This is a genomic window from Cocleimonas sp. KMM 6892, assembly GCF_035798195.1.
Classification (GTDB): domain Bacteria; phylum Pseudomonadota; class Gammaproteobacteria; order Thiotrichales; family Thiotrichaceae; genus Cocleimonas; species Cocleimonas flava.
On sequence record NZ_JAPFBV010000010.1, the window covers coordinates 47263 to 63404 of the forward strand.

At 37.9% G+C, this 16142-nt stretch carries 10 protein-coding genes; all 10 read right to left on the reverse strand.

Annotated features, from left to right (window positions below; genetic code table 11):
• Positions 1 to 4: 4 nt before the first annotated feature.
• The gene (gene tagH / locus OO007_RS19550) at positions 5 to 1570 is read right to left on the reverse strand and encodes a type VI secretion system-associated FHA domain protein TagH (protein ID WP_325810081.1); all 1566 of its coding nucleotides are present in this window, start codon (positions 1568 to 1570) and stop codon (positions 5 to 7) included.
• 123 nt (positions 1571 to 1693) lie between these two features.
• Positions 1694 to 2719 (reverse strand): type VI secretion system protein TssA, encoded by a 1026-nt coding sequence (tssA, locus tag OO007_RS19555; protein ID WP_325810082.1) that lies wholly within the window; start codon positions 2717 to 2719, stop codon positions 1694 to 1696.
• A gap of 211 nt (positions 2720 to 2930) precedes the next feature.
• Positions 2931 to 5339 carry a serine/threonine-protein kinase gene (locus OO007_RS19560; RefSeq protein ID WP_325810083.1) on the reverse strand — a complete coding sequence of 803 codons (2409 nt, stop codon included), beginning with the start codon at positions 5337 to 5339 and terminating at the stop codon, positions 2931 to 2933.
• Positions 5340 to 5740: 401 nt separating this feature from the next.
• On the reverse strand, positions 5741 to 6130 hold the full coding sequence (locus tag OO007_RS19565) for a DUF4150 domain-containing protein (protein WP_325810084.1): 390 nt from the start codon (positions 6128 to 6130) through the stop codon (positions 5741 to 5743).
• An 11-nt stretch (positions 6131 to 6141) separates the two neighbouring features.
• On the reverse strand, positions 6142 to 6807 hold the full coding sequence (locus tag OO007_RS19570) for a DUF3540 domain-containing protein (RefSeq protein WP_325810085.1): 666 nt from the start codon (positions 6805 to 6807) through the stop codon (positions 6142 to 6144).
• A 28-nt stretch (positions 6808 to 6835) separates the two neighbouring features.
• On the reverse strand, positions 6836 to 7885 hold the full coding sequence (locus OO007_RS19575) for a pentapeptide repeat-containing protein (RefSeq protein ID WP_325810086.1): 1050 nt from the start codon (positions 7883 to 7885) through the stop codon (positions 6836 to 6838).
• Between the two features lies 1 nt (position 7886).
• A complete protein-coding gene (locus tag OO007_RS19580) occupies positions 7887 to 10553 on the reverse strand; it encodes a DUF2169 family type VI secretion system accessory protein (protein WP_325810087.1) in 2667 nt (888 codons plus the stop codon).
• Positions 10554 to 10596: 43 nt separating this feature from the next.
• Positions 10597 to 10944, reverse strand: coding sequence for a hypothetical protein (locus OO007_RS19585; RefSeq protein WP_325810088.1), 348 nt, complete (start codon positions 10942 to 10944; stop codon positions 10597 to 10599).
• 19 nt (positions 10945 to 10963) lie between these two features.
• Positions 10964 to 13165 (reverse strand): type VI secretion system Vgr family protein, encoded by a 2202-nt coding sequence (locus OO007_RS19590; RefSeq protein WP_325810089.1) that lies wholly within the window; start codon positions 13163 to 13165, stop codon positions 10964 to 10966.
• Between the two features lie 143 nt (positions 13166 to 13308).
• Entirely contained in the window at positions 13309 to 16125 is a 2817-nt protein-coding gene (tssH, locus tag OO007_RS19595; RefSeq protein WP_325810090.1) for a type VI secretion system ATPase TssH, read from the reverse strand.
• Positions 16126 to 16142 lie beyond the last annotated feature (17 nt).

Consider the following 16142-nt stretch of genomic DNA (forward strand, 5'->3'; position numbering starts at 1 on the left):
GACATTATTTATCACCTCTGGCATTTTTTAATTTTTCAACTTGATCATCATAAGCTTTTGCAAATTCCTGACCGAATAAACGATTGAAGTCATCTTCAGCTTCACCCTCTATCGTTTGATAAAGGAACTCAAATGCCTCCCATAATTTTGCTTTTCTGTGTATTGGAATACTGGCACTTATGGGGCTTTGGCGCTCCAGCCGTTCGATGAGATTTTCCGGTTCAAACCTTTTCAATACTGAAGTTAAAGACGCTTGAATACCCGATATCACGGCTACTTGATGTGACTTAATATCATCATAGGCTTCGTCTATCGCTTTCGCTGAATCCATTTGAGATTTACTTTTTTCTAACAATAATTTAGTAATCGCTTCTTCAGCAGTGATAGAAAACTTGATCGGATTATTTTCTATGGGACGAATAGTTGTCATATCCATTCGCATCTCATTTTTAATTTCAGCACGCGATTGGAGTACTTCCATAGTGCCTTCTATCGATTTTCGAAATAAACTCCCTGCCAGGTACGCATCTTCTTTTGTAAACTCACCACTTTGAGGCTTACGTTCAACTCCCATTCCTTCAAAGAAGTAATTAAGAAAATCAGTATTGTTATCTTCAACATTATTGAATGTTGTAGCATTAGGTATATCTGTTTTATCCTTTATTTCAACCTCATCCTCGATCACCCCAACGTCCGCTTTCAGAGCAATATCTGCTACTTCTTTCTCAGATATTTCTGGGATATCTTCTATCTCAGTTTTAGGTAGTTCTTCATCGATATCTTTACTTGTTGAAAATGGGTCTACTATTCCTGTCAGCAAATCATCAATGGAGCTTTTATCATCATCAGTAGCAATCCAATCATCTGGTATAACTGCTGAAGAATCGTTGCTTTCAGCATCAATATCTTCTGACTCTATTTCGATGTCTTGTTTAATGTCATTAAAGAAATCATGATCTTTATCTTTACCCTCATCCTGTTTGGTGACATTAGGCGGCTTAAAGAAACTATCCAGATCAGGGATATCATCATGATTGTCCTTAGTATTGCCTTTAGTACTTATCGGTATGTCCTGGTCATCATCTAAGGTAAATTCACCAGATTGAAAAAAAGGATCATCTGAACCAATACTATTCTCCATGTATTGACTGTCTTTATCGACAGCCTCAGAAGTCGCTGATATTTTTTCTTCCACATTACTTTGTATTTCAATGGGATCATCTAAAAGATCAGCAAATAAGTCATCAGTAGGTATCCCCGCTGATGATGTTGATGCTGGAATCTCTTTATCCACGGATTCATCATCAATAATTGAAACTTCAATACTGTATGTTCCCATTACCAGCTGATCCCCGTGACCAACTTTCTGACGATTTCCCTTGCCCAACGGAGAATTATTACCATTAATAAATACACCGTTCGTGCTGGTATCTATGATGTAGAAACTACCTTTGTCATACTCTATTTTTGAATGACTTCCGGAAAGGTGTCTATGCTCATCCGGTAATACCCATGAATTTGATATCTTGCGCCCAATAGTTCCCCCACTTTCTTTAAACTCATATTGCATAGAGGCTGTTGGAGTTTGATTTTTCGTTTGTATTACCTTAAGCATTAGCTGCATAAAAATACCGTAAACTACTTAGTAAAACGTTATAAACAGATTTTTGTTGATGATGTTCTTCTATCACGATCATTCCTCTGTTCTTCCTACAATCATCTGAACCTGATGCAAACTGTCGGGCGCCAAATCCTCCATTAGTGCCAGGAAGTCTTTATCTACCAAGCTTTTAGCTCTTTGCAAAATAAGTGGAATCGGGCTACCTGGTTCGTTTTTATGATAATAATCTTCTATCTTTTCTATCGCTGAAATAACATCTGATCTTGTGTTAATACCGACCGGTTTTACACTTGCAGTGATGTTTTCGCTAGCGTTAGCATGATCTGTTTCTGTAGCTAAATTTTCTTCTTCGGTACTATCGCTAACATTATCAAGATGTTTCGCAATTGCAGATTTTGACTCTTTCAAAATTTTAAGAAGTTCTGCAAAATTAGGGGCTCTACCATCACCAACATGCTCTTCTTGTTTTAATAATGAAGAGATTTTTTGAAAGTTTTCTATACTCTTTTCTAAATCAGAATGGACGGCTTCTCTACGTTCTAAATCGCTACTTTTAAAAATAGCATCAGCCAATAAGGCATCAACGCCTGTTACATTCTCATCATCGCCTGAAGATTTAGGGTTACGCAGATCGTAGAGGCTGACTTTTCCAACACCTTTTGCACTTAATAATTCAATTTTTTGAAGTGACAATAGAAAGTTAAAATCTTCAAATAACGCGAGCATATTTAATCGCTCGGTAGGATCATTATCATCAGGATCTATTTCTGGGTGTACGCATCCCCAGTATTTTTCGACCATTCCAGATAGTAATTTTGATCCATCAGCAAACCCAGCATAACCTTCAAGATTTATTAGCGCTTGCGTCAAACTGATAACAACTTCCAGGCTGTGCGTTTGTTTACACAGTTCCAGGCAGTTTTTCTTAACCAGTTTCCAGTCTGGCTCTTCGCCTTCGATTACATCTTCGCCTATACGCTGTTCTGGCTTGCCTTCAAGTGCACTTCTAACTTCTAAAAAAAGCGGATCGTACTCAAGGTTTTCACCGCATGCGGTATCTCCTTCGTGATCAACTAATATCGCTTCTACATCCAGCATGGATTACTCCAACTTATTATTTAGATATCAAAAAATTAAAAATCATTACCACACAAAAAATTAAAGACACTCTTAATCTCGTTTTTATGGCAGGGGTAACAATTTTCTTAAGCCAATATTCTCTGGCACTCATGATGAGTAAAACCACAATCACGATAGCGAAGATGATTTCAATCGAGATATTCATTGTTCAACCCTTCAACATGCATACTCAACTACCTGTTTCAGAACTATCAGCATTTGGGTCTTCATCAAGCCAGGATCTTTTTTTAGGCTGAGGGGCTTGTTTGACAGGTGCTTGTCGTTGAGGAGCATTATGGGTATGCGTCCAATCTTTTTGTGCTTGTGGTGCTTTTTGTTGAACGGGTCTTGGTGCACTCCCTCTAAACGCAAAACGTTGTTCAGCAATATCGTAAGCCGCTAAATTCACATTCGCGCGACTTACTCGACCACCAAACTGAGTGGTAATCACATAATTACCGGGGGGGAGAACAAAATTGGCTGACGATCTCCCACTTACCGCTTTTACACGTTTACCATTTTTGGTGACAACAAAAGAGGTATTTAAAGGACGACCATTGAGTGTTGCATAAGCTCTAATTTGACCATTGACTGTTTTGGCTGGTGCCGCTTTTTTGAAAAATTCAAAGGTTCTTGTAATATTTTTATTGCTTATATTGATGTTGCTGCTTTTCCATTTACCCGCATAACTCGTCGCTATCTGATAACGACCAGGTTTGAGATTAACGTTCGCAGTTGACTTTCCATTGACCCGTCTAACCTCTTTACCATTTTGCTTAATTATAAATGATGTTTTTAAAGGTCTCTTATTAAGGGTCGCGATCAGCCTGACTCGTCTTGTTTTATTTTGTTCTGCTTTGCGCTTTTCTTTTCTTATTTCTTCTTGACGTTTTTTTTCTGCTGCTATTCTGGCATCTTCGGCTCTTTTGTTTTCTGCCGCTATTCTTTCCTCTTCGGCTCTTTTATTTTCTGCTGCTATTCTTTCCTCTTCCGCTTTTTTATTTTCCGCCGCTATTCTTTCCTCTTCTGCTTTTTTATTTTCCGCGGCTATTCTTTTCTCTTCCGCTTTTTTATTTTCTGCTGCTATCCTTTCATCTTCAGCTTTTTTATTTTCCGCGGCTATTCTGGCCTCTTCCGCTTTTTTTGTTTCCGCTGCTATTCTGGCTTCTTCGGCTTTTTTAGTTTCTGCCGCTATTCTGGCTTCTTCGGCTTTTTTAGTTTCCGCTGCTATTCTGGCTTCTTCGGCTTTTTTATTTTCTGCCGCTATTCTGGCTTCTTCGGCTTTTTTAGCTTCTGCCGCTATTCTGTCCTCTTCAATCTGTCTTTCAATTTCAGCTGCGCGGTCTTTTTCTTGTAACTGTTGAAGTTTAGCCAGACGTTCTTGTTTGAGCTTTTCTTTTTCCTCTAGCTCTAGTCGTTCTTGCTCAAGTTTCGCTTGTTCTAGTTGTGCTTTCTCTTCTTTTGCTTTTTCCTGTTTTGAAGCTTCATCAGCAACGGAGCTATCTTCTTGAGCTTTTTTGTCAATAGCAGCCAGTCTATTTGCCTCAAGTTGAGGATCAACCTCAAGCTGATTTACCTGTTTTTTATCAGTTTCTTCGACCCCCATCCAACTGGAAACTTTCTCGTAATTAGTAAAACCAAATGCTAAACCGGCGACAAGAACTAGCGCACCCGTTATTCCCCCATACAAACCTTTTTTGCTTTTTGGCTCTTTGGCTGAAACAGGATAATGGCCCGTTTGAAGTATCTGGGTTCTATCATCATCAATCTGCGGTGGTATTTTATGAATAACGGTTTGATCAACGTTTACTGCGTTTTTAACAGCTTCTACAAATTCCCCCACTGTCTGATAGCGGTCGTTAGGTTCTTTCGCTAAAACCTTATCGATAGTCGGCTGTAAAAAACTATATTCTGCGGGCAACTCAGGGGGAGCAACTGTTGTATGCTGATGAATAGCTTGAATCGTAGACTCAGCTTTAAACGCTTTCTTTCCAGTTAGCATCTCGTAAAAAACGAGACCTAAACTGTAAATATCAGATCGGCTGTCTAAATCAGTGGTAACTGCCTGTTCGGGGCTCATATATTGAACTGTCCCCATGGTGTAACCCATACGAGTCAATTCACCCGATGTATCCTGTAGTTTGGCAATACCAAAGTCAGTGATAACGGCTGTATCATCTTCTCGAAATAGAATATTTCCTGGTTTTATATCTCGATGGATATAACCTTTGACGTGTGCGTAATCTAGTCCACTTGATGTTTGTTCCAGGATTCTAAGTGATTCTGCGTAACTGAGTTTGCCCTTCTCTAATTTAGTCTTGAGCGTGCCATTAGCCAAGTGCTCCATTGCCATGTAAAGAATAGAATCATCAATCACGCCAACATCGTAAATCCGAACAATATTTCGATGCTCAAGGCTAGCTATGATCTTGCCTTCGCTTAAAAAACTCTTACGAAAGTTTTCATCTCTGGCCATGTCAGGGAGCATGACTTTTAAGGCTACGTTACGACTCAGCATATCTTGAACCGCTAAGTACACTGTAGCCATACCGCCTCTACCCAGCTCGCTATCAACGGTATAATTTGGAATTTCTATCATTGTTAGATATTAGTTTCCGTGTTTGATGGTTTATCTTGAGGGGGACTTGGGGTTATTACTTGTCACCCCCCTACTTATAAGCACTTTCCTTAACTAGTTCTTATTACTGATGAATTGCTTTTAGATTCAGTATCCATGACTAGGCCTGATTAAGTATATAAGCGAAGATTCTTAAGAAATGTGACAAATTCCACAATTTGAAAAAACTTAGTAAAAAGAATGAAGATTCCGTTGATAGATATTTTTATTTTAATTAGTAATCAAAGATTACTTTTTTACATATACAGAAAACCTAGTAAACTGGTTTTCTCAATAGTGACTTAAAGTATTGATAAATTTTATTAATTGAGAGGCATAATAAAAATACAACTCATGAAAAATGTTATTTAATAGATAATTAGTTAAGGAGCTAATAAAAGAACCTTAAGCTGACTGGGAACCATCCTTGCTCCCACAATGTTAGTAGAGTTTTGCAACGTCATGCTCGTCACTCTTGTTGCCGGTATGCCCCCTACAAGTACTGTAAAGGCTGCCGTAATATGCCTAGATGGCCCCATGACTGTTGCCGACGCCACACCTGTAGCCAAGCCTGCATTATCCCCGTTTGTCATTGGAATTATAGTACTCAAATTATGAGCAGGCGTGCACATGAATAACGTTTTATATGCGGCAGGAACCCCCATCGGTCCTGCTGCGATATTAGGGTAAGGAACAGGAATCGGTACGGGAGGTGTTAAACACACATCGGGAAACGCAATATCAAGTCCCATCATTTGACTATTCGCAAACATATTTCTTCTCCTTATCCTAAGTGGATTTGATCGCCGTCTAATTTAACTAATTCTTCGGCAGTTAATAACGTATTTTTACCATGCATTTGCATAATATGCTGAGCTTGATAATTAATGTGTCGACTTTTCACATATTCAGAATCTTCAATAACACGGTGTGATGTTTTTGACTTTTGTACAACAGTATCCATTATGAAGTTCATGAGCCCACCAAAGATACTCATAGTTTCAAGTTTACTAATGAGGCTCTTACCCATATATGATAATTTTGAGAAATAAATATTACTCTCCTCTGCCCTGATATCCATCTGTTCAGACGTTATGCTCATAGTTTTTAAGGTAGTAAAATCAATACCATTTTCAGATTGAACTTGCAGTCCTCCTCCTTCTACTCTCAGTTTTAATCCACCCTGAACTTTAATTGTCGATATTTCACTCACAGAGCGTTCTAACACATTTGTGATATAAGCTTTTCCACCAATTTCAGCTTCAATAAGTACTTTATCACCTTTGAGTGGTTCGATTACGCAGCCAATAGCTTTTTGTACTTTGTTTATAACCCCATCTTCCGAAAGAACTTGATATGTCCCATCATCCTCACAAAAATCTATTTCTGCGAATACACGATAAATCTGACTTTCTTTTTCAGGTTTTAAAGGTAGTTCTTGTATTTTCATAATCTAATCGTCCTGTGAAAATTTAACTTCAATGAATGTTCATCCAGTTTTCAGCCTCGATTAAAGGCTCGTCATGTGAAAGTGCGGATTCACGGTCTGTATAACGCGCATTTTTATCAAGCACTTGATGAAAATTAACGCGAAATAATGAAGCGCGGGAAAAATCTGCTTCTTGTAAAACGGCATGTGAAAAATCGGTATATGTTAAATCCGTATTCATAAACATTGCTGCTGTACAATTTGCTGATTTAAAATTGCACTGTTGCATTTTTGAGCCTGTAAAATCGACATTTGTTACCTGTGCCTTTAAAAACACAGACTGATAAAGCTGCATGTTTTTCATACTAGAGTTAGCAAGCTCCGCCTCTACAAAAAGAGCGTTATTTGCAATACTCCTATCAAAATTAGTTCGTGTTAGAACTGATCCTTTAAAATTACATTTTGTTAAATCAGCATCTGATAAATCACTTCCACTTAAATCTGCATCCATGAATTGACATAAAACAAAACTCTGATTCTTAAGTGATAATCCTGAGAGATTTGCCTCAATAAAAATAACAAGTTCAAATTCGGAGTTTTCCAAATTGGAAGTTCTTAAATCAGCCTTTAGAAAAATTGTCTGCTTAAAATAAGTGTTAGATAAATTTAAACCTTCGGTCTCAGTTTCTAAAATAGATGTACGATCCATATTTGCTCCAATAAATCGTGCATTATTCAATTTACTGTTTGCAATAGCGGCCATTGTCAAATCTGAATCAGAAAAATCACAACCAGATAGGTCGCACTCAATAAACTGTACAGAAATACTCTGAAGATTTGAAAGGTCTCCATTACTGATTGAACAATTATTTAAACAAGATAAATGAAGATTTACATTATTAAAACATACTCCATTCAAAGAACAGTTATTAAAAACAGTCTCTCTTAGATCAGCACCTGAAAAGTTGCAATTATTAAAATTGACATTAATAAAAAGACCTCCCGCAAGGTCTATTCCAGAATAATCACTATTAGAAAGGTCACACTCATGGATAGTTTCTCCTTCTTTTACTAACTTTAACAATTCTTCAGAGGTCATTTTATATCTCAAAAAAGTTATGATTTTTCAATTTCAAATGCTTAGGGATTATGCGAGCTTTTCCTAAATTTGCGCCATTGAGTATGGTTTCAGAATCTAGATATACTCGCGCTAAATCTGCTTGATACAGATTAGCTTGAGATAAATCTGCCCCACTAAGATTCGACCAAGTCAAAACAGCAGACATTAAATTCATTACAATCATCGATGCATCGGTTAAGTCAGTTTTGGTAAACATACTTCCTATTGCAATAGATCGGTCAAGCAACGAACCTTCTAATTTGCATTCGCTGAAGTCAGCTCCAGTCATATTTACTGACTGAAAATTGCACCACTTCAAAATGCTTCCTCTAAAATTCACTTCATTCATAACCCCAAAACTAAAATTAGAGGAGCTAAAATCACATTTATCTATAAACCTAAGATTATTCATCTGGGCTTTCCAAAAGTTTGTACCCACTCCCTTACTTTTTAGAAAAGTTGCTGAAGAAAGCTCTGAATTAGAAAAACTAGCATTACTGACATCTACCTTTATAAAGTTGCAGCCATTCAGTTTTGCCCTTTCAAAAGAACACCCTCTAAGGTCTGCTTCTAAAAAGGTCATACTATTCGCAACTACAGAATTTAAATTCGCACGAAGAAAGATGCTTTCAAAACAATCAACACCCTCTAGTCTAGTATTACTTAAATCTGCCCCTTCCAGGTTAGCACCCGCCAAAATCAATTCATTAGTTAATAAACATGACTGAAACTTTGCTTGCTGTAATTCAGTTTTACCTAGATTTGCTCTATTTAAATTAGCACCTTCTAAATAAACACCTTTCATAGATGCGTGGGCCAATACTGCATCACTCAAGTTAGCTCCCCTGAGATCAGCTCCATCTAAATTAGCACCTGCTAAATAGATTCCTTGTAGATCAAGCCCATTTAGATTTCTTCCTGACAGATCTAGCCCTAAATAATTTTGCTCTCGTACTCCTCTACCTTCTTTTATCTGTTCAGCTAATTGTTGTCGCATTTGTTTAGATTGCTCATCAGTGAGCCTAGGGGGCTTATCTCTTAAATGAGCACTCAATCTATATAAATCTACAACTTCTCTTTCCTTTTGAACATAATCTTCATAAGGCTTTCTTTCACCAATTTTTTGTTTGATCTCTTCGCTTGAAACGTCTTCTAATTCCAACTCTTGTTTTTTTTGTTGATATTGTTCTAATTGTACTTCGGCTACTAGTTTAGGGGGCTCCCAACCCGATTTTTTTATTTTTTCTTGTACTTCTTTGTAATCTAATCCTTGTTCTTCACACAAAGCTTTTAATTCTTTTTCTTGTTTGGGTTTTAATTTATCAAGTTTCTTCTTTTGTTCATCAGCGGCTTTTTGTTTTTCCTCAAGAAACTTAGGTAATTCCTCTAATGTTGGCCTCTTCTCTTTTTTAGGAAAAGGTTTAGGCCCATATTTCTCTACATCTAAATTACTCTCTAATAGTTTTTTTCTAATAGCTTTATGTTCAACTTCAGTTTTCCTTCTTAAATTATTCTCTCTGTGACCACTTGGCTCTAATTGTTTTTCCGCTAATTCAACGTCAGGGTCTTGAGTGTTCAGATTTTCGGGCAATAAATCACTATCCTGTAGCGCGTAGAGGCCACCTTTCTTTTTATCTAAACGTTTCTTTAGAACTTTTTGGTAGTGATCTAAACTTCTTGGTTCCCCACGGTTTTCTGCACTAGCAATCAAATGAAGGATATCAGCAGCATCCTCTTCCATAACCTCGATGGAGCCTTGAAATACTAATACTGCACGATTATCATTAGGAAAAAACCATACTGTACGTAGATTAGTTTTAATCTCTTCAAATACTTCATCCTTTTCAATTTTCTGAGTAACGAAACAACAAGCTTTAATGTTAGGTAAAAAACCTTCAATCAAAGGTTGTTGAACGTTCATGTTTTCTATCGAGTATTGTTCATCACCATTTAACTTTTCAGTAAATTGTTGATCTTGAGAAGCAAGGTTAAAGTAGCCCCAATCAATATCTGGAGGAAAGCCGGGATAGTATTTTTTCGTCCACTCTTCATCATATGTCCCTTGCAATGACATCCGTTGTGGCCACAGAACATCTATAGGGCCAAAGCTTACAGGCTCCGGCTTCGAATCAAATGAAGTTATCTGTTGCTGGCGACTTTGAATATTTGGAATCCATTTTACCTTCACTCCATTTTCTTCAATTTGCGAGTAACCTTTACCTAGCGGATTTTGTCCAAACTCATCTCCCCCAAATGCATGCTGCCAATCAATTTGCATTTCTGTAAAAGGCTTAATTCCAGATGGCGAATCACCATCCCAAAAACGATCACCAAAAACTAAAAGTTCTTTTTCTTGTTTTCCTAATTTTACTTTCACTGGTAAACCCTGCTTAGGATCTTTGTTTGGCGTAAACGCCTTACCAGTTACTAAAAACTCAGGTCTAGCTTTTGGAATACCTGCTTCAAGTACACTTTCTTGTCCCAGTTGCTCAGAAGTAAACTTCCACATGCTGGTTTCAGAAAGTAAAGATGGTTTTTTTTCTGCTAATGGCATAAATGCAAGAATGGACACCCCCATATGAAATTTCCCATTAAACTCAAAGCAACGAGTTAAAACGCCAAGTTTTAGAGGTTTGATAACCTTCATTTACAATGGACCATCATTAGAACATTCATGAATAAAACCTGATTTACTTCATTATTACAGCTGAATCTGGGTATCTAGGATCATACTTTAAGGTAATAATCGAACCAGGTACTAATTTACTTAATTGATAGACAGAAACATAAGTAGTAATTTCAACTTCGAATGGGATACCTGACTGAGGTAGCATTTCTAAATTTAAAGTTACTTCTGGGTGGCGCTCCTGTCTGCCACCAGTGTCAACCAAAGTTATAACCTTAGCCTTATATATAACACCTTCATCCAATATGACCTTCTCATTGGAGGTACGTTTAACAAATGGCCCAAACACCTTATAGAAGACGCCTGCAATAAAGATGGCGCTTAAGACAAGTACGATTATTAGAGTTTTCATTAAATAGTCTTCAACAAGGTTAACTAAAAATAGTTATTACTTTATTAACAATTTTTGTAGCACCGTTACTTAACTCAACAACAGAATTCTTGAATTTTGTTGTCTCATTCTCAATTTTTGCTCCGGTATAAGCTACTGCCATACCTGTCGCCTCTATTTTACTTCCTGTTACTCCATTTGCTGATCCAACAACTTCAAATTTGGCGCCAGTAACTGCAGAATCAAAGGCCTTAAATATGCTATCCGATGAAGGAGCTATTAAGGTATATCCACCAGTTGCAATTAAAGTATAAGTAGCAGGCGTAACAACAGTCATGCTTCCTGTAACTATCTGCGACATTGTTCCAGCAATTATTTCTGTTTGAGTGCCTGATATTATTTGAGTTTGATTTGCGCCTATTGTTTGTGTTTGGTTTGCACCAATTGTAATTGTTTCATTAGCGCCAACATTTTCTGTACGATTTGCGCCTATAGATATACTTTCATTCGCTCCTACATTTTCAGTTCGATTAATACCTATAGAGATATCTTCATTCGATGCAACTTTCTCAGTCCGATTATTTCCTATAGTTATATCTTCATTCACTTTAACTGTTTCAGTTCGGTTGTTACCAATTGTTATATCTTCATCATTCCCAACTTTTTCAGTTCGGTTGTGACCAACATCTGTCGTCTCATTATTTTCAACAATATTATCTTGGTTTTTTTCAGCATGAATATAAATCTGTTCGCTACCTTTCTTATCTTCCATGCGAATTTCATTAAAGTTAGCTGCAGACCCACCTTTCGAACTTCGGCTTTTGACACCACTTTGGGTTTTATTTGCAGGTAAATCATAAGGTGGCATTTGTTCAGCGTTATAAACTCTTCCAGTTATAATTGGTCGATCAGGGTCTCCTTCCATAAAATCAACAATAACTTCCTGATCGATACGCGGGATATGTATCCCTCCCCACCTTTTACCTGCCCAAATCTGAGCTACACGTACCCAACAAGAAGAGTTCTCATCATTATTTCCATACCTATCCCAATGAAACTGAATTTTTACTCGCCCATATTCATCCGTGTAAATCTCTTCTCCACTGGGACCGACTACAATTGCAGTTTGTGTTCCTTGAACGATGGGTTTTGGAGTTGTTCTGGAGGTTCTAAATGGAGTGGTACTTTCAATTACTGAAAAACTATTACTATAAGGATCACCACGTCCTACTCCCCCCGAACCATATACATGTGAATTTATAAAATGTGTGGCACTTGTGATCAAATATTCTCGGTTTTGATCCTCTCTGGTATAACCATTAAGTTTAAATTTGTATCCTGTTGTTAATTCACGAACGCCACTTTTACCTTGAGCTTGTTCATATTGACAGTGCAATTCTTCTATTCTTGCTTGTACGTAGTCATCACCATCATCCGTTTTATTATATTCACCAGGGTAATCATAAATTTCATAATCTGCGACAGCGTGTCCTCTTACTATCTCTGATTTCGTTTCTAAATTAGCTTTAGGTTTTATAAAATCAAACTCATTAAGTTCATATTTTCCGGGCTGTACCTGTTTAGTAATGTTCCAATTGAAAATATGATCTTTATTTCTTACGACAGTACTATCAGGTGGGTAAAAATCTATAGTCGACTCACTGGGTAAATTACTATGAGCTGCTTCTCCATCTGAAAGCACAAGTTTATGTACACCATCATCGTGCGTAAAATAGTAGTAGATACCTTCTTGTTCTAGTAACCGGCTTACAAAATTAAAATCTGTTTCGCGATATTGAACACAATACTCCCATGTCCTATAGTTTCTGGTTAACTTATCCTCGAAGTCTGTATAACCTAAATCACGGAATATACCCATAACGATATCTGGGACAGATATCTCCTGAAAAATTCTACAATCAGCAGTACGTGTTAAAAACCAAAACCAAGGCTTAACCGTGGCCTGATAAGCAGCATAAACTCCTTCATAACCTGTTTGAGTAAAACGTGTAACATAACCATTAAAAAAACGTTTATCACCAGAGGCTAACTTAAGCTCTACTGTTACATTTTTACCTAATATGGCTTCAAAATTTATATCATCTTGCTCACTCAATAAATTAAGATTGATGTTAAACAAACGCCCTAACTCTTCAGTCATAGACATATCACGTAGCAACAACACGTCTGGACCTAGTGGTGTTTTGATTTTAGCTTCATTTTCACTTTGAGCTGCTGGCATATTAATATCTTTACGTTTTAGTTATAAAAAACACATTTTCTTTATCGATTGATGCATCAAACTCTTTGAAAAAGTATCTAAAAGGTGGGGGGGTGTGATTTAACCCCTTAAATTTCAGTTCTAATTACTTAACCAAGACTCTTTTAAGAGAATTTGTAAACCATCTCGCTATCTTTCACCGAAATATCAACCTTATTGATTTTTTCACCTTCCATCATTCTCTCTAGAAATTCCTGACTCACTTGAGGTAATACAGTGTTGGTCAAAATCGCATCTACCACTCGAGCGCCACTGTCTAAATCATTACAACGCTCTGATATCAATTTGATCACATCATCACCGTATGTCATTTCTGCTTCGTGATTTTGTTTAATGCGTTTTACTATTTTATCCAGCTTAAGTTTGATGATCGTACCGAGTATTTCATCGCTCAATGGATAATACGGAATCGTTACTAAACGCCCGAGCAATGCTGGTGGAAAAACCTTTAGGAGCGGATCACGTAATGCTTTGGCCAAGCCTTCTACATCTGGCATTAAATCAGGATCGGCACACATATCCATGACCATATCCGTGCCCACATTCGAGGTTAAAAGAATCAATGTATTTCTGAAATCTATCAAACGTCCTTCTGCATCTTCCATGCGCCCCTTATCGAAGACCTGAAAGAAAATCTCATGCACATCAGGATGCGCTTTTTCAACTTCATCGAGTAAAACCACGCTATAAGGTCTTCTGCGTACGGCTTCGGTTAATATTCCACCTTCTCCGTAACCGATATACCCTGGAGGTGATCCTTTGAGCGTTGATACAGAGTGAGCTTCCTGGAATTCACTCATATTGATGGTGATGATATTTTCTTCACCACCGTATAAAGATTCGGCAAGTGCCAACCCTGTTTCAGTTTTACCCACACCCGATGGACCACAAAGCATAAAGACACCGATTGGTTTATCAGGACTATCCAATTCTGCTCGTGATGTTTGTACTCTTTTTGCAATCGTATCTAATGCATGTTTTTGACCGACAACGCGCTCATTCAAAGTGTCACTCAGTTTCAGTACTGCCCCCATTTCGTCCCTAACCATTTTGCCAACAGGGATTCCTGTCCAATCGGCGATTACCGAAGCTATGGCTTGCCCATCTACAGATGGCAATATCAGAGGTGTCTCACCTTGTAGTTCTGCTAATTTAGTTTGTAAGCCTTTTAACTTTTTGAGGCTTTCTTCTCTTTGCTCTGGCGTTAATGCATCAACTGATTCTGAGCTTTCTTGAGTTACTTGAGGTGATGTGGCGTTCTCTGCTACCTCTTCTAGATTTGCACCAGTTGATTCACTAGTTTGTTCTGTTTCTTCAATTGTTTCTTCAATAGATTTCTCAAGTTTTGAGCCAGTCCCTTCGACTTTACTGCTAACCCCCCTTAATTCACTTCTTAATTGAAGAATCTCAGTAACCAATTTCATTTCTTGTTGCCAGCGTTTATCGAGTTCCGCAAGTTCTGCCTCTACTTCTACTTTTTGCGTATCGACGTTTTCTTTACGTTCTCCCACATCTATTCCGACAGCTGCTTCACGAGCAATGATTCTACTTTCGACTTCTAATGATTGGAGTTTACGTTGACGGTCTTCAACTTCTGCAGGAGTCGCATGTTGGCTAACCGCCACACGTGCACACGCAGTGTCTAATACGCTTATCGCTTTATCGGGTAATTGTCTAGCAGGAATATATCGATGTGACAGTTTGACGGCATCTTCAAGGGCTTGATCAAGCAATAAAACCTTATGATGTTTTTCCATCACTGACGCCATACTTCTCAGCATTAATGTAGCTTTTTCTTCCGTAGGTTCCTCTACATTAACCACTTGAAAACGCCGTGTAAGCGCGGGGTCTTTTTCAAAGTATTTTTTGTATTCAGCCCATGTCGTTGCTGCGACTGTTCTCAAAGTACCTCTTGCCAATGCAGGTTTTAACAGATTAGCCGCATCCCCAGTTCCTTCCGCACCACCTGCGCCAATCAGAGTATGTGCTTCGTCGATGAATAAAATAATAGGTTTTTCTGAAGATTGTACTTCTTCGATAATCATTTTAAGACGATTTTCAAACTCACCTTTCATACTAGCCCCTGCCTGGAGCAAGCCCATATCAAGTGTTCTGATAGATACGTCTTTTAAACTCGGAGGAATATCTCCAGAAGCGATTCTTTGTGCTAAACCTTCCACAACTGCTGTCTTACCAACACCTGCTTCACCCGTCAAAATAGGATTGTTTTGTCGACGCCTCATTAAGATATCGACCATCTGACGTATTTCATCATCACGCCCAACAATTGGATCTAATTCGCCTGTTCTCGCTCTTTCTGTCAGATCGACAGTATATTGCTGCAATGCTTCTTGTTTACCCATTTGCGCGGGTGAAAGTGCACCACTCGCCTCACCCGGCTCTGCACCATCTAAACTTGTACCATCGGTCGCTGCTAGATTTTCTTCTGGTGAATTAGCCACTACATCATGAAAATGTTCAGTAAGGTTTTCCAGACTTATTTTATTAAACTGATCAGAGATTGAAATAAGGCTATTTTTCAGGCTCGGAGTTTTCAATATACCTACGATTAAATGCCCCGAACGAACCTTGCTATCGTTAAACATCAAAGTGCTGTACACCCAACCACGTTCTACCGCTTCTTCAACGTGAGATGACAAGTCTGATATTGATGAAGCTCCTCTAGGTAGTCTATCAAGGGCATCTGTCATGTCTCGACTTAAGTGGGATGGGTTTAGACCATAGGTTTGAATGATTTTATGAAGGTCAGAATCCTGTAATTGCAATATTTGATGTAACCAATGAATAAGCTCAACATAAGGATTACCGCGTAATTTACAAAACACAGTCGCGCTCTCAATAGCTTTGTAAGTGATTGGATTGAGTTTTCTAAATAATGACGTTCTGCTTATATCTGACATTGGTTATTCCTTTAAAT

Bases quoted from the DNA above. Each gene is read 5' to 3' on its own strand.
- OO007_RS19560 (WP_325810083.1), bottom strand. From the start codon at position 5,339: ATGATAGAAATTCCAAATTATACCGTTGATAGCGAGCTGGGTAGAGGC.
- tssH (WP_325810090.1), bottom strand. From the start codon at position 16,125: ATGTCAGATATAAGCAGAACGTCATTATTTAGAAAACTCAATCCAATC.
- OO007_RS19570 (WP_325810085.1), bottom strand. From the start codon at position 6,807: ATGAAAATACAAGAACTACCTTTAAAACCTGAAAAAGAAAGTCAGATT.
- tagH (WP_325810081.1), bottom strand. From the start codon at position 1,570: ATGCAATATGAGTTTAAAGAAAGTGGGGGAACTATTGGGCGCAAGATA.
- OO007_RS19590 (WP_325810089.1), bottom strand. From the start codon at position 13,165: ATGCCAGCAGCTCAAAGTGAAAATGAAGCTAAAATCAAAACACCACTA.
- tssA (WP_325810082.1), bottom strand. From the start codon at position 2,719: ATGCTGGATGTAGAAGCGATATTAGTTGATCACGAAGGAGATACCGCA.
- OO007_RS19575 (WP_325810086.1), bottom strand. From the start codon at position 7,885: ATGACCTCTGAAGAATTGTTAAAGTTAGTAAAAGAAGGAGAAACTATC.
- OO007_RS19580 (WP_325810087.1), bottom strand. From the start codon at position 10,553: ATGAAGGTTATCAAACCTCTAAAACTTGGCGTTTTAACTCGTTGCTTT.
- OO007_RS19565 (WP_325810084.1), bottom strand. From the start codon at position 6,130: ATGTTTGCGAATAGTCAAATGATGGGACTTGATATTGCGTTTCCCGAT.
- OO007_RS19585 (WP_325810088.1), bottom strand. From the start codon at position 10,944: ATGAAAACTCTAATAATCGTACTTGTCTTAAGCGCCATCTTTATTGCA.